General features: G+C 37.6%; 12 protein-coding genes. All 12 read right to left on the bottom strand.

Annotation, left to right across the window (positions count from 1 at the left end):
- Nucleotides 1-12 precede the first annotated feature (12 nt).
- Entirely contained in the window at nucleotides 13-1872 is a 1860-nt protein-coding gene (gene dnaK, locus OEZ61_RS01340; protein WP_034531659.1) for a molecular chaperone DnaK, read from the bottom strand.
- Between the two features lie 25 nt (nucleotides 1873-1897).
- The gene (gene grpE, locus OEZ61_RS01335) at nucleotides 1898-2470 is read right to left on the bottom strand and encodes a nucleotide exchange factor GrpE (RefSeq protein WP_171819660.1); all 573 of its coding nucleotides are present in this window, start codon (nucleotides 2468-2470) and stop codon (nucleotides 1898-1900) included.
- A gap of 14 nt (nucleotides 2471-2484) precedes the next feature.
- Nucleotides 2485-3525, bottom strand: coding sequence for a heat-inducible transcriptional repressor HrcA (gene hrcA / locus OEZ61_RS01330; RefSeq protein ID WP_290046697.1), 1041 nt, complete (start codon nucleotides 3523-3525; stop codon nucleotides 2485-2487).
- A 104-nt stretch (nucleotides 3526-3629) separates the two neighbouring features.
- On the bottom strand, nucleotides 3630-4568 hold the full coding sequence (gene ribF / locus OEZ61_RS01325) for a riboflavin biosynthesis protein RibF (protein ID WP_290046696.1): 939 nt from the start codon (nucleotides 4566-4568) through the stop codon (nucleotides 3630-3632).
- 17 nt (nucleotides 4569-4585) lie between these two features.
- Nucleotides 4586-5497, bottom strand: a complete 912-nt coding sequence (gene truB, locus OEZ61_RS01320) for a tRNA pseudouridine(55) synthase TruB (RefSeq protein WP_290046695.1) — start codon at nucleotides 5495-5497, stop codon at nucleotides 4586-4588.
- Between the two features lie 114 nt (nucleotides 5498-5611).
- The gene (rbfA, locus tag OEZ61_RS01315) at nucleotides 5612-5965 is read right to left on the bottom strand and encodes a 30S ribosome-binding factor RbfA (RefSeq protein WP_034531668.1); all 354 of its coding nucleotides are present in this window, start codon (nucleotides 5963-5965) and stop codon (nucleotides 5612-5614) included.
- Between the two features lie 14 nt (nucleotides 5966-5979).
- Nucleotides 5980-8220: a translation initiation factor IF-2 gene (gene infB / locus OEZ61_RS01310; protein ID WP_290046693.1), complete on the bottom strand. Its 2241-nt coding sequence runs from the start codon at nucleotides 8218-8220 to the stop codon at nucleotides 5980-5982.
- Between the two features lie 20 nt (nucleotides 8221-8240).
- Nucleotides 8241-8543 (bottom strand): ribosomal L7Ae/L30e/S12e/Gadd45 family protein, encoded by a 303-nt coding sequence (locus OEZ61_RS01305; protein ID WP_034531672.1) that lies wholly within the window; start codon nucleotides 8541-8543, stop codon nucleotides 8241-8243.
- Nucleotides 8533-8832 carry a YlxR family protein gene (locus tag OEZ61_RS01300; protein ID WP_034531674.1) on the bottom strand — a complete coding sequence of 100 codons (300 nt, stop codon included), beginning with the start codon at nucleotides 8830-8832 and terminating at the stop codon, nucleotides 8533-8535. Before OEZ61_RS01300 ends, OEZ61_RS01305 begins: the two co-directional genes overlap by 11 nt.
- A 26-nt stretch (nucleotides 8833-8858) precedes the next feature.
- A complete protein-coding gene (nusA, locus tag OEZ61_RS01295; RefSeq protein WP_034531676.1) occupies nucleotides 8859-9947 on the bottom strand; it encodes a transcription termination factor NusA in 1089 nt (362 codons plus the stop codon).
- Between the two features lie 19 nt (nucleotides 9948-9966).
- Nucleotides 9967-10440, bottom strand: coding sequence for a ribosome maturation factor RimP (gene rimP, locus OEZ61_RS01290; protein ID WP_034531677.1), 474 nt, complete (start codon nucleotides 10438-10440; stop codon nucleotides 9967-9969).
- 115 nt (nucleotides 10441-10555) lie between these two features.
- A complete protein-coding gene (locus OEZ61_RS01285; RefSeq protein WP_290046692.1) occupies nucleotides 10556-14881 on the bottom strand; it encodes a PolC-type DNA polymerase III in 4326 nt (1441 codons plus the stop codon).
- Nucleotides 14882-14933: the final 52 nt, after the last annotated feature.

Genomic DNA, 14933 nt, shown 5'->3' with positions numbered 1-14933 from the left:
AAAGTAATCTAATTACTTATTGTTTTTGTCATCATCATGAACTTCATGGAAATCGCCGTCAACAGTATTGTCGTCTTTACCCTTGTTGTCTGATGAATCGTTTGCGTTACCTTGTTGATCTGAACCTTGTTCTTGTTGTTGTTGGTATAACTTAACAGCAAGTGCTTGAACTTGTTGACTCAAATCATCCTTCTTAGCCTTCATTTCGTCTAAGTTGTTGTCTTCTTTAGCCTTCTTCAATGCATCTTCAGCTTCTTTAGCCTTCTTGATTTCATCTTCAGAAACCTTACCTTCAACATCCTTTAGAGTCTTGTCAGTTTGGAAGATTAATTGATCTACTTCGTTCTTCAAATCAACTTCTTCTTTACGCTTCTTGTCTTGTTCTTCGTTCTTCTTAGCTTCATCCATCATACGGTTGATTTCATCATCTGATAGACCGTTTGAATCCTTGATGGTAATCTTTTGTTCCTTACCGGTACCTTTGTCCTTAGCAGAAACGTTTACAATACCATTCTTATCGATATCAAACTTAACTTCGATTTGAGGAACACCACGAGGTGCAGCAGGAATGTCAGTTAATTGGAATTGACCTAAAGTCTTGTTGTCAGCTGCCATTGGACGTTCACCTTGTAGTACGTGAATATCTACGGCTGGTTGGTTATCAGCGGCAGTTGAGAATACTTGTGACTTAGAAGTTGGGATAGTTGTGTTTCTATCGATTAACTTAGTGAATACACCACCCATAGTTTCGATACCTAATGATAGTGGAGTAACATCAAGTAATACAACGTCCTTAACATCACCAGTTAGAACACCACCTTGAACAGCGGCACCTAAAGCAACAGCTTCGTCAGGGTTGATTGAGTGGTTTGGTTCCTTACCAGTCCAGCTCTTAACAGCTTCTTGAACGGCTGGGATACGAGTTGAACCACCATTTAGGATAACTTCATCAATATCTGAAGTGCTTAGACCAGCATCCTTTAGAGCATTGTCAAAAGCAACCTTAGTCTTGTCAACTAAGTCAGAAGTTAATTCGTTAAACTTAGCACGTGATAGTGTAGTTTGTAAGTGAAGTGGACCATTTTCACCTGATGAGATGAATGGAAGACTGATTTCAGTTTCAGAAACACCTGATAGATCCTTCTTAGCCTTTTCAGCAGCATCCTTTAGTCTTTGTAATGCCATCTTGTCTTGTGATAAGTCGATGCCATTTTCGTTCTTAAATTGTTCTACTAGGTAGTCCATAACTCTCTTATCAAAGTCATCCCCACCTAAGTGAGTATCACCATTAGTTGATAGTACTTGGAATACACCGTCACCTAATTCAAGAACGGAAACATCAAAAGTACCACCACCAAGGTCATATACAAGAACTTTTTCGTCTTTGTCTTGCTTGTCTAGACCGTAAGCTAATGATGCAGCAGTTGGTTCGTTGATGATACGTTTTACATCTAAACCAGCAATCTTACCAGCATCCTTAGTTGCTTGTCTTTGTGAGTCATTGAAGTATGCAGGAACAGTGATAACAGCTTCGCTAACAGTGTCACCTAAGTAGTCTTCAGCGAATCCCTTGATGTATTGTAGGATCATTGCTGAGATTTGTTGTGGAGTGTACTTCTTACCATCAACATCTACAGTGTAACCTTCTTCACCCATGTGACTCTTAATTGAAGCAATGGTGTTTGGGTTAGTGATCATTTGACGCTTAGCAACTTCACCAACTTGTGGTTCACCATCTTTAAATGCAACAACAGATGGAGTTGTACGTGAACCTTCTGGGTTAGTAATGATTTTTGGTTCTTTACCTTCAAGAACAGCAACAGCTGAGTTAGTAGTACCTAAATCGATACCAATAATTTTATTACTTGCCATAATTTATTATCTCCTTGATTATTTTTTATTGAGCAACTACAACCATGCATGGTCGAATAACACGATCAGCTAGTTTGTAGCCTTTTTGTAAAATTTCTACAACAGTGTCTGCTGGATGATCATCATCTGCAGGAACTGTTTGAACCGCTTGACACTCGCTTGGGTCAAATGGTTTGTTTAAGACATCAATTTCTTCAATGCCATTTTCAGATAATGCTTTGTTGAAATGCTTTAGAACAAGTTCAACACCTTGTTTTAATTGCTTTCCACTATCATCTGAGACTTCAACACCCAAAGCACGTTCCAAGTTATCCATTGCAGGTAAGATACTAGTTGCTAGTTTTTGACCATCATACTTGTAGATATCTGCACGTTCACGCTTGAATCGTGTTTGCATGTTTTGCATTTCTGCTTCAGCACGAAGATACTTGTCAGAGAAATCTTCAACTTGTTGTTGAAGTTCTTCAACTTGCTTTTCTAATGAATCCTTTTTATCTTTCTTAGCGTCCTTCTTTTTGTCGGCGCCTTTGTCCTTAGCAGCTTCTTTCTTTGAAGTTGCTTTTTCTAGGTCTTTTTCATCATCCTTCTTGCTAGCCAAATGAATGCCTCCTTTTACTGATTATATTTATCATAATAATTTCTCAGTTTCTTTGATAATTCATTTCTAAATCCATCAACGATTCCAATTACTCTCGAATATGGCATCCTAGTTGGACCTAGAACGGCGATAACACCCTTTCCATATGGTCCAACATCATAGGAACCAGTAATAATACTGTAATCCTTTAATAGATCATTGCTTAATTCCGGTCCAATTTGAACGGAAATCGAATTATCAGAACTCTTGATGAACTTCGCAGCATCATCAGTATCATTTAACAATGAGTAAATTGGCTTTAGATAACTGATGTCATTATTATCAGTAAAACTCAATAGATTCAATTCACCACCGATATAAAACTGATTAGTAGAAGCTTGCATCAAAACATCATCAAGAGTTTGAACTAAGCTATCAGGGTTCTTAACGTACTTGAGAATTTCAGGTACGATTTCTGTCTTCAACTTAGTGATAACTTCGTCTAAAGGCTTCCCTGCTAACTTGTCATTTATCATTCTGACAACGGCATCTAACTTCTCACCGCCCAAGTCACCATCAATATGGAAAACCTGGTTAACAACTTCATCATTATCAGTGATTAGAATTGCCATCACCTTATGATTGCCAAGTGGAACTAAACGAAAGCTCCCCAAAATGGGAGTTGTTTCTTGTTCCGGCTTTAAAGTCAATGCAGTGTAATTTGTTAAGTTAGATAGAATGTCAGCTGATTGTTGAACGATTTCATCAATTTGTCTAAACCTTCCTGATAGTGAGTTTTGAATCATCATCATATCACTATTATCAATTGGATTTGGATTCAACAAGTTATCAACATAGTAGCGATAACCTTCGATTGATGGAACACGTCCCGATGAAGAATGATTCTTGGTAATTAAACCAATTTCTTCTAGAAATGCCATTTCATTTCTGACGGTTGCTGAACTGACATGTATTGGTAATTGACTGGATAATGCCTTTGAACCAACAGGAACACCTGATTTTGTGTAATCATTAACGATGATTTTCAAAATCATTTTTTCTCTTTCAGTAAGCACACCCGATCACTCCTTATCGATTAGCACATTTAGCAGTCATCTGTGTTAAGTGCTAACCACAATTATTAATTTACCAAAGCCATCTATATAAGTCAAGAAAAAGACTAGTTATTTTCGAAATATTGACGGGTAAAATCTTCATCAGATTGAAGTTGCTTAATTAGCTTATCAATCCCTTCAAACTTGACTTCACCGCGAATACGATATAACCAATCTACCTTTAATACTTCTCCATATATATTGTCATTAAAGTCTAAAATATTAATTTCCACTGTGATTGGGTTCTTATCACCAAAGGTGACGTTTCGCCCAATTGATGCCATCCCATGATATTTTTGATCACCGATAAACACATCAACTACGTAGACACCGATAGTTGGTAGCCATTGTAGTTCATCGTGTTCGATGTTGGCGGTTGGATATCCTAATTCACGACCACGAGCAAAGCCGTGGACAACGATGCCACCAGTTTGAAATGGTCTGCCCATCAAATGGTTCACTGTTTGAATGTGACCTTCATCTAGATTCTTTCTAATTCGAGTTGAACTGATCTTTTCCAATTGGTAATCTGCCAAGTCAACGGCAACTACGTCAAATCTGTCTTTCGCATAATTGGGTAGTAAGTCCATTGTTGCGTCCTTGGCACCATAGGTATGATCTGTTCCGGCAACTACGGTGTCGGCATTAAATCTAACTAGGTAGTTATCAACAAATTCTTGTGGTGTTTGGTTTTGAAAACTAAAACTATAGTTAACCACGAACACCTTGTTAACACCCAATGATTCAAACATTTCATTTTTACTGTCTGGCATAATGATGTTTCTTCTATCATGTGGTGATAATTGTTTATATACTACAGCAGGTTTATGGTCATAAGTTAATACTGCCAAAGGTAGGTTCTTTTGCATGGCAATATCGCGCGCTTTTTCCAATACCTTTTGATGGCCTAAATGAATTCCATCGAAGTAGCCCATTGCTAAAACTAGATTTTCTGATTGATGAAAATCAGAACTCAATGGATGATGTAATTTGATTATTTCCATAATTTCATGCCTTTCGATTATTGATTGCTAAACATTTTTTCTGGTTTGTAAATTTGTTTGTTTTCGTCAAAGGAATACAAAGCCTTAACTTCGTTGTTAAACGTTAACACACATTTATCGTCATTTATACCTAAAGCACCTGAATCCAAGAAACCACCATTTTGGACGATTTTCCATTGGCTTTCATTTAGTTCAACGTGCTTAAAGTCGGTCAATGCGTAATCAATTGATTTAACGATGTCATCGATAGTGCCATTTTCTACGGCTGATTTTACGTCACTAATCTTAAAAGTATCTTCAATTGTAAAACCACCACTCTTAATTCTAGTTAAACTAGACATCACGGCTGGCATATCAATCCTTTTACCAAAGTCAACAGCAAGCGTTCTTACATAGGTTCCCTTACCACAACCAACTTCAAAGAAGATAGTTTGTTGTTTTTTATCTTCATCGTAAATGCTGTCTTTGATTTGTTTAAAGTAATGAATTTGAACGTGCCTTTCTGGACGTTCTACTTCCTCACCATTTCTGGCGTATTCATAAAGTCTCTTACCATTTACTTTAACAGCTGAATACATTGGTGGGATTTGAATTAAATCTTCAGAAACAAAACTGTTAAGTAGTTCATCAATTTCATCATCTGTTAGTGGCTTTTCTAGTGGTTTAGTACTGACCACTTCACCGTCTAAATCTTCGGTAGTGGTATCAAAACCTAAGGTAATGCTACCTTGGTATACCTTTCCTGAGTTCATTAGGTATTCCACTAGTTTGGTACCCTTACCTAAACAAATTGGTAAAACTCCTTCTACGTTTGGATCTAGTGTTCCACTGTGACCAATTCGCTTCATTTTTAAAATGCCTCGTAATTGACTAACGCAGGCAAAACTGGTCATACCCTTTTCTTTATATAATGGGATAATTCCGTCCATATTACACGACTCCTCAGATGTTATTTATATCTTAAATTATATCATAGACGCCTTTTTTCACTAAATCAGAGCAAACAAAAAGAACCCATAACATCAGTTACGGGTTCTTTTTTATTAACGATCTTCTTGTTTTAACTTGTTGATTAATTGATCAATCTTACTTCCATATTGAATTGATTCATCCAATTTGAATGTTAATTCAGGTGTACGGTAGATACTCAAACGAGAACCTAATTCACCTCTGATTAATGATGTTGCCTTATCCAAACCTTTTTGGGTAGTTTCTTCATCATTATCGTTATCAGATAAGATGCTGTAGTAAATAGTAGCTTGTTGTAAGTCACCAGTTACGTCAACACCTGTAATAGTTACACCTTGAACTCGTGGATCTCTCACACGCTTTAATAAGATGTCATTAACTTCTTTTTGAATTTCTTGTTCTAGTCTTCCAACTCTGTATTGAGCCATACCAATTCACTCCTTTACTTAGCAGGAACTTCTTTCATTTCGTAGGCTTCTACAACGTCACCTTCCTTGATGTCGTTGTAGTTTTCAATAGTAAGTCCACATTCAAATCCTTGCTTAACTTCTTTAGCATCATCTTTGAAGCGCTTCAAACTATTTAGTTCACCGTTGTAGATAACAACGTTATCACGAATTAAACGAATCTTACTGTCACGTTTAATTACACCATCGGTAACCATTCCACCTGCAATTGTACCAATCTTAGAAGCTTTGTAAAGTTGTCTTACTTCAACTTCACCAGTAACTTCTTCTTTGTACTTAGGTGCTAGCATACCCTTCATAGCTGATTCTACTTCATCAATAGCATCATAGATAACTTGGTGTAGACGAATGTCAACGTTATCAGTTTCAGCTTGAGCCTTAGCTTGTGGAGTAGCACGAACGTTAAATCCAACGATAATAGCGTTACTTGCTTCAGCCAATGCAATATCACTTTCGTTAATTGCACCTACAGAACTGTGGACGATGTTTACCTTAACACCTTCAACATCAATCTTTTGTAGACTTGATGCAAGTGCTTCAACAGAACCTTGAACGTCAGCCTTAATAATTACGGCAACTTCCTTCATTTCTCCTTCTTTTAGAGATTCGAATAAGTTGTCCAAAGTAACACTGTTGTTCTTCTTACGTTCTTCCATTTGAGCTTCTTTAGCTCTTTCTTCACCAGCAGCACGGGCAGTCTTTTCATCATCGAATACTACGAAACGGTCCCCAGCTTCTGGAACATCATTTAAACCAGTAATTTCGATTGGAGTTGATGGTTTAGCACCATCTAAGTCCTTACCCTTTTCGTTAGTCATAGTTCTAACACGACCGAATGTGTCACCAACTACGATTGGGTCACCGACATGCATAGTACCTTGTTGAACAAGTAATGTTGCAACTGGACCTCTACCACGATCTAGACGAGCTTCAATAACTGAACCGGCAGCATGTTGCTTAGGGTTAGCCTTTAATTCCATCACGTCTGATTGTAGAAGAATCATGTCTAGTAATTCATCAACGTTAGTACCCATCTTAGCTGATAGTTCAACGAAGATAGTGTCACCACCCCAGTCTTCTGGGATTAATTCGTAACTTGCTAGTTGTTCGATAACGTGGTTAGGGTTTGCACCTGGTTTATCAATCTTGTTAATTGCAACGATAATTGGAGTCTTTGCGGCCTTAGCATGGTCGATAGCTTCAATTGTTTGTGGCATAACACCATCATCTGCGGCAACTACTAGGATTGTGATATCAGTGATATCAGCACCACGAGCACGCATAGCAGTAAAGGCAGCGTGTCCTGGAGTATCCAAGAATGTGATAACCTTACCATTTCTTTCAAGTTGGTAAGCACCGATTGCTTGAGTAATTCCACCAGCTTCACCAGCAGTGATGTGTGAGTTTCTCAAGTAATCCAATAATGTTGTCTTACCATGGTCAACGTGTCCCATAATAGTAACAACTGGTGCACGGTCTTCTAGGTAGTCAGTGTTTTCTGCTTCTTCTTCGAAGATCTTATCGATATCAGAAACGTTTACTTCAACCTTTTCATCAGCCTTAATACCGTAGTCAGCAGCTAGAAGCTCGATTGTATCCTTATCCAATGAAACGTTTTGGTTAACCATTACTCCTAATAGGAATAACTTCTTAACGATTTCAGCTGGTTCTCTATGGATAATCTTACCGATTTCTTGAGCGTTCATACCAACTGTGTATACCAATGTTTCTGGCAATGGACGTTCTTTTCTTTCTGGTGCTTTGTTGTTCTTGTGGTTTTGTCTGATACGTTGGTTCTTAGTGTACATACCAGCAAACTTGTTGTTACCACGGTTGTTTTTCTTGTTGAATTTCTTCTTGTTCTTCTTACCACCCTTTTTGAAGTTTGAAGAACCATTGTTGTTTGGTTTGTTTGTGTTGTTGCTGTTATTACTGTTGTTATTGTTCATAGATTGCTTTGCCTTATTGTTAGAATTTTTGTTTAAAGTCTTGTGTGGCTTTTCGGCAGGTTTCTTAGAATTATTGTTAGCTGGTTTGGTTGCATTAACCGGCTTTTTCTTTGGAGCAAAGTGGTCTCTGATAGCCTTTTCTTCGTTAGCATCTAGACCTGACATATGATTTTTAACGTCATATCCCTTCTTCTTTGCTTCATCAATAATTGTCTTACTAGCTACATTTATCTCTTTAGATAACTCATAAATTCTTTTCTTACCCATACCATCACGTTCCTTTACAATTAATTTGTCATTTCTTTCAAACGTTTGGCAAATCCATTGTCTGCGATCCCAATAATGGTCCGCGGCATCCCAATTGCATCACTTATCTCTACTTTAGTAAACATTTGATTGGTAGGAATGTTATATGAATTTGCCTTATCTGTAAATTTCTTCAAGCTGGCTTTTCCAGAGTCAGTAGCGATAATCAGAAATTTAATTTTATTCTTCTTGATTGCGTTGAGCAATATATCTTCACCAGTAGTTATCTTTCCGGCTCGCTTTGCTAAACCAATAAAGTTTAATATTTGTTCTTTATTTGTCATTTTCGAAAAGTTCTTTTCTGGCTTGTTTGTGGTCTACGTAAGCAATTAAATCATCGTAAAATTCATCACTTAAGTCAACTGAAAATACTTCGTTTAGTTTCTTTTCATCCTTGGCTTTTTGTGCGACTTTTACGTCAATTGAAACGTATGCCCCTCTACCTGATTTTTTTCCAGTTTCATCGATAGTAACGTTATTTTCCTTGTCCTTAACGATTCTAACTAAATCTTTCTTGGGAGCCATTTCACCAGTAACAATATCTTTTCTCATTGGAATTTTTCTTGTTCTCATTGAATTAACACTCCTTAAACTTGTTATTATTCGTTATCGATTGCGTCGTCACTATCTTCTTGGACGTCTTCAGTTAGACCATCAGCTTCTGATTCAGACTTGATATCAATCTTGTAACCAGTCAACTTAGCAGCTAGACGTGCGTTTTGTCCACGCTTACCAATTGCTAATGATAGTTGGTAGTCAGGTACGATAACAGTACATGCACGTTCATTTTCTTCATCAAAGATAACATCAACTACTTCTGATGGGTTTAATGAATTAGCAATGAATTCGGCAGGATCTTCGGTCCATTGAACGATGTCCATGTTTTCGCCACCTAATTCGTTAACGATAGTTTGAACACGTTGACCTCTTGGTCCAACAGTTGTACCAACTGGGTCGATATCATCGTTGTTAGATCTAACGGCTACCTTAGCACGGTCTCCGGCTTCTCTAGCGATTGATACGACCTCAACAGTTCCATCGTAAATTTCAGGAACTTCTTCTTCAAATAGTCGTTTTAATAAACCAGGAGCGGTACGACTAACGAAAATTTGAGGACCTTTAGTAGCGTCTTCAACACGGTTAACGTAAACCTTGATTCTGTCTTGTGGTCTGTATGTTTCATTTGGCATTTGGTCGTTCTTAGGCATAACTGCTTCAACCTTACCTAAATCAACATATACAAAACGATCATCTTGGCGTTCGATTTCACCAGTGATTAGTTCATCTTGATACTTGCTGTACTTGTTGTAAACAATTGTTCTTTCAGCTTCTCTAACTCTTTGCATGATAACTTGCTTAGCAGTTTGAGCAGCGATTCTACCAAAGTTCTTAGGAGTAACTTCAAACTTAATTTCGTCACCTAATTCGTAACCACGGTTTAATTGTAATGCATCTGATAGACTGCATTCTAGTCTTGGGTCAACTACATCTTCAACAACAGTCTTAACAGCATAAACATGGATGTTACCCTTCTTGTCGTCAAAAGAAACTTCAACGTTTTGTGCTTGGTTGTAGTTTCTCTTGTATGCTGAAGTTAATGCAGCTTCTAAAGCATCAATAACAGTTTCTTTAGAAATCCCTTTGTCATTTTCTAGGGCATCTAGTGCACCTAAAAGTTCTTTACTCATTTTTGATTGTCTCCCTTAGCTAAAATTTAATTGCTAATCTTGCTTTGGCAATTGATTTTCTTGGTATTGTTAGATCCTTAATTCGACCTTTTAAATTAACAGTCAAAACTAATTCATCTTCGCTTAATTCTTTTAAAGTCCCTTCATAGACTTTTTCACCGTTAATTGGTGCATACAATGAAACATGAATGTATTCATTAACAGCTTTTTCATAATCTTCTGGTTTCTTTAGAGGTCTTTCAGCTCCTGGAGATGAGACTTCTAGAAAGTAAGCTTGTGGAATTGGATCCGGATCCATTGAATCTAATTTTTCACTTAGTTCGTCAGATACTAACGCACAGTCTTCAATATTGATACCGCCGTCTTTATCGACATAAACCCTTAAATACCAATTCTTGCTTTCTTTTACAAATTCGATGTCATATAAATAAAAGTCATGACTATCTAGAATTGGAGTTACTACTTCTTTTACCACTTCTGTAACTTCGCTCAATGATACGCCTCCTAAAAAAATCCAATAAAAAGAGCGAGCATTTCTGCTCACTCCTTTCTCTCAGATATAAATCATAATGTATCATACCATACTATCTGAAATTGTTCAATACATACTACATCATATCAAATAAACTTAATTGATTTTCATCAGGTAAGTTATCGATGATATGGTTTTCTGTCATAAATTCGATTAACTTCTTAGAAACCTTTCCACGTTTGGATAAGTCTTCTTTAGAGATAAATTCTTTATCTTCACGTGCTGCGACAATTTGTTTAGCAACGTTTAAACCAAGACCAGGAATGGCTCTAAATGGTGCAATTAACTTGTTACCGTCAATTAACCATTGTTCGGCATCGGAACGGTTTAAATCAACCATTTCGAATTCAAAACCTCTTTCAATCATTTCGTTGGCTAATTCAAGAACAGTTAATAGATTCTTATCCTTGGCAGATGCATCGTTTCCAAGATCGTTAATTTCTTTCATCTTGGCCTTAACAGCTTCCTTACCATGACACATTGAAACGATATCAAAGTCATCAGCTCTAACTGAGAAGTATGCACAGTAGTATACCAATGGGAAGTACACCTTAAAGTAAGCCACACGTAACGCCATTAAAACGTAGGCTGCCGCATGGGCACGTGGGAACATGTACTTAATCTTTAAGCATGAATCAATGTACCATTGTGGAATGTTGGCTTCGTGCATCTTCTTTTGCCATTCGTCCTTAATTCCACGACCCTTACGAACATATTCCATGATTTGGAATGATGTTTCTGAATCTAGTCCCCAGTTAATCAAGTCGGTCATGATGTTATCACGACAACCAATAACGTTGGCGATGGTTGCTTTACCTTCCTTGATTAATTCGTCGGCATTTCCTAACCAAACGTCGGTACCATGGGATAAACCTGAAATTTGTAGTAGTTGTGAGAAGTTTGCCGGGTTAGTTTGTTCTAGCATCCCTCTAACGAACTTGGTCCCAAATTCAGGAATTCCTAGAGTCCCTGTCTTTGATTGGATTTGGTCTTGGGTAACACCGATTGTATCTGTACCGGAGAATAATCCCATAACCCCAGGGTCATCCATTGGGATTGATTGAGGATCAATTCCTGATAAATCTTGAAGCATTCTGATCATAGTTGGGTCATCATGTCCCAGCACATCCATCTTCAAGATGTTGTCATGGATAGAATGGAAATCAAAGTGGGTAGTTTCCCAAGCTGCATTTTGATCATCGGCAGGATATTGAATTGGTGTGAAATCAAAGATATCCATATCGTCAGGAACGATAATAATTCCGGCCGGATGTTGTCCAGTCGTTCTCTTGACACCAGTATCACCCTTTGATAAACGATCAATTTCGGCAGAACGAATAGTTTGTTGAGTATCTCTTTCATATGCCTTCACGTATCCATAAGCTGTCTTATCGGCAACAGTACCGATAGTTCCGGCACGGTATACGTTATTTTCACCGAACAATACCTTTAGGTAGTTATGGGCGATTGGTTGATAGTCACCAGAGAAGTTCAAATCGATATCTGGAACCTTGTTACCACTAAATCCAAGGAATGTTTCGAACGGAATATTATGACCATCACCAATCATTAATGTTCCACATTCTGGACAATTTTCATGTGGTAAATCATATCCTGAACCATATTCACCCTTAGTGAAGAACTTAGAGTACTTACAGTTTGGACAACGATAGTGTGGTGGCAATGGATTAACTTCAGTAATCCCCGCCATTGTGGCTACCAAACTGGAACCAACGGAACCACGGGAACCTACCAGATATCCATCCTTATTACTCTTTGCTACAAGACGCTTAGCGATTAAGTAAATTACTGAGAATCCGTTACCAATAATACTCTTCAACTCACGGTCCAAACGGGCCTGAATTAACTCGGGTAGTGGATCTCCGTAAAGTTTATGGGCCATATCCATAGTTGAGTTTCTGATTTCATCTTCGGCACCCTTCATGTGTGGTGTGTATAGTCGGTCTAAGACCGGATGAATTTCATCATCAACCATGTTGGCAATCTTTTGGGTATTATCAACAACGATTTCCTTGCTGACGTCTTCACCTAAGTATTCAAAATCACTCAACATTTCATCTGTGGTTAAGAATGGCACCTTAGGTAATTCTTGTCTATTTAATGGGTTAGCCCCACCTTGTGAATGAATCAAAATCTTACGGTAAATATAGTCTTGTGGATCCATGTAATGAACATCCCCAGTTGCGACAACTGGTTTATCCATTTCATGACCCATATCAACCATGTTTTGTACTAATTCTTGTAGGTGCTTCTTACCATGAATTAATTCTGAATCAATCATTGGTTGATAAGCTGCACTTGGTTGGACTTCAAGATAGTCATAGAATTCAGCCTTCTTCTCGGCTTCTTCTTTACCTTTTTGTAGCATTGCGGTGAATACTTCACCGTTTGCACAGGCAGAACCAACTAGAATTCCTTCACGGTACTTTTCAAGCACACTTCGTGGGATTCTTGGCACTCTGTAGAAATATTCAACATTAGATAATGAAACCAACTTGAACATGTTCTTTAATCCAGCTTGTGTTTGAGCCATCAAGATGGCGTGGAATGGACGCGCATGTTTGTATGCGTCTTTATCAGACATGTGTTCATTTAGTTGATTTACCTTGGTAATGTTGTAACGTTCTTCGGCATCCTTGATGAACAAGTAATTCAAATGACCTGTTGTTTCCGCATCATACACGGCACGGTGATGGTGTTCCAAAGCAACATCAAACTTCTTAGCCAATGTGTTCAAACGATAGCTCTTGTAGTTTGGATATAAGAAACGAGCCAACGGCAATGTATCAATGATTGGGTTTTGGATTTCTTCCATTCCATATCTTTGGTAACCAACATTCATAAAGCCAACGTCAAAAGTAACGTTATGACCTACAACAATTGAGTCACCACAGAATTCTCTAAATAGCTTAAAGACTTCTTCTTCAGACTTAGAACCTCTAACCATATCATCCGTAATAGATGTAAGTTCAGTTGTAAAGTCTGATAAGTGGAAACCGGGATCAATAAATTCTTCAAATTGGTCTAAAACATTATTGTGTTGCATTCTAACGGCTGAAACTTCGATTACCTTATCGTAAATTGCAGAAAGACCAGTTGTTTCAATATCGAAAACAACGTAAGTAGCATCTGCTAAATCACGGTCATCTTCGTTAAATGTAATTGGCACACCGTCGTCTACAACGTTTGCTTCAACACCGTATAGCATCTTAATATCATTCTTTTGTGCAGCAGTGTAAGCAAATGGGAAACCTTGAACAGCAGCATGGTCGGTAATCGCTAACGCAGGATGGCCCCATTCTTTAGCTCTAGCCACGTATTCTTCAATACTGTTAGTTGCATCCATTTGACTCATCTTAGTGTGTAGATGTAGTTCAACACGTTTTTCTTCTGCATCATCGTGACGACCTTCATGGTGTAATGGATTAATGTCATAAGCATTCAATGTTAATTCATGACTGTAGTTATCTTCTTGGATACCACCACGAACCTTAACCCAGTCACCTTCTTGCAATGCGGCAAAGTTAGCTTCATCGTTTTCATTGTTAGAGAACTTCTTAACTTCGATTGATGATGAATAATCGGTAATCTTTAGGATCATCAATTGACGACCTGATCTAAGTGAACGAATTTCCTTACTAAAGATGTGACCATTTACAATCACTAGTTTTTCTTCTTGAACGATATCAATTAGTTTAGTAACTTCTAGGTCATCCTTAATCTTCTTACCGATTTGTACTTTACCCTTTGGAACTGCATTCTTTGAGTTCTTTTGACGTTTAGCAGATAATTCTTGGATTGCTTGCATCGCCTTTTGAGCTAACTCAGCATCCTTCTTTTCCTTTTCAGCTTTAAAATCTTTGATTTTTTCTTGAGAAGCAGTTTCATCAACAAAAACAGAGATGGTAAAGTGTGGAAACCCTAATCGTTCATACAAATCTTCAATTGGACTAACTGCTTTGTCCACAAGAAAGTTCTTAACGATTTCATTATCAGCACTAAGTTCGATTTTATGATTAACAATCTTTGGTGCATCACGTCTTAATAGTTCATTTTTAATAGCATCAGTGATATCAGCATGTTTAACAATCCATTCCCAGTAATTGCCTAATTGCTTGTTATCAAATTGATTGTCGTTTGCTTTGATATTAATTTTAGTAGTAGCGATTTCATCAAAAGTCGCTTGCATACGACTATAAAAATCCAAGAAGACTTCGTAATCTAAAATTCGTGGAAGTGTAAGGTGGAATTCCCAAATTTTGGAACGTTTGTGGATATCAATCTTCTCAATCTGACCGCCTTTAAAATTATCGGAATCAATTTGGTCTTTTAACTGTAATTGATTCAATAATTTTGTAAATAATTCTTCTTGGTTAGACAATCTAATACCTCCATCCTAAGTCAGCTAAAAAAGGTCAGTCTCTTCAACTGAC

It is taken from the genome of Apilactobacillus sp. EABW-1NA, assembly GCF_030398685.1.
Lineage (GTDB): Bacteria > Bacillota > Bacilli > Lactobacillales > Lactobacillaceae > Apilactobacillus > Apilactobacillus waqarii.
The sequence above is the reverse complement of the archived record's forward strand: the minus strand, read 5'-3'. Positions and strand labels throughout refer to the sequence as shown.

Coding starts and splice junctions, on each gene's coding strand:
- truB (WP_290046695.1), bottom strand. CDS start 5,497: ATGGACGGAATTATCCCATTATATAAAGAAAAGGGTATGACCAGTTTT.
- nusA (WP_034531676.1), bottom strand. CDS start 9,947: ATGAGTAAAGAACTTTTAGGTGCACTAGATGCCCTAGAAAATGACAAA.
- dnaK (WP_034531659.1), bottom strand. CDS start 1,872: ATGGCAAGTAATAAAATTATTGGTATCGATTTAGGTACTACTAACTCA.
- rbfA (WP_034531668.1), bottom strand. CDS start 5,965: ATGGCTCAATACAGAGTTGGAAGACTAGAACAAGAAATTCAAAAAGAA.
- OEZ61_RS01305 (WP_034531672.1), bottom strand. CDS start 8,543: ATGACAAATAAAGAACAAATATTAAACTTTATTGGTTTAGCAAAGCGA.
- ribF (WP_290046696.1), bottom strand. CDS start 4,568: ATGGAAATAATCAAATTACATCATCCATTGAGTTCTGATTTTCATCAA.
- OEZ61_RS01300 (WP_034531674.1), bottom strand. CDS start 8,832: ATGAGAACAAGAAAAATTCCAATGAGAAAAGATATTGTTACTGGTGAA.
- infB (WP_290046693.1), bottom strand. CDS start 8,220: ATGGGTAAGAAAAGAATTTATGAGTTATCTAAAGAGATAAATGTAGCT.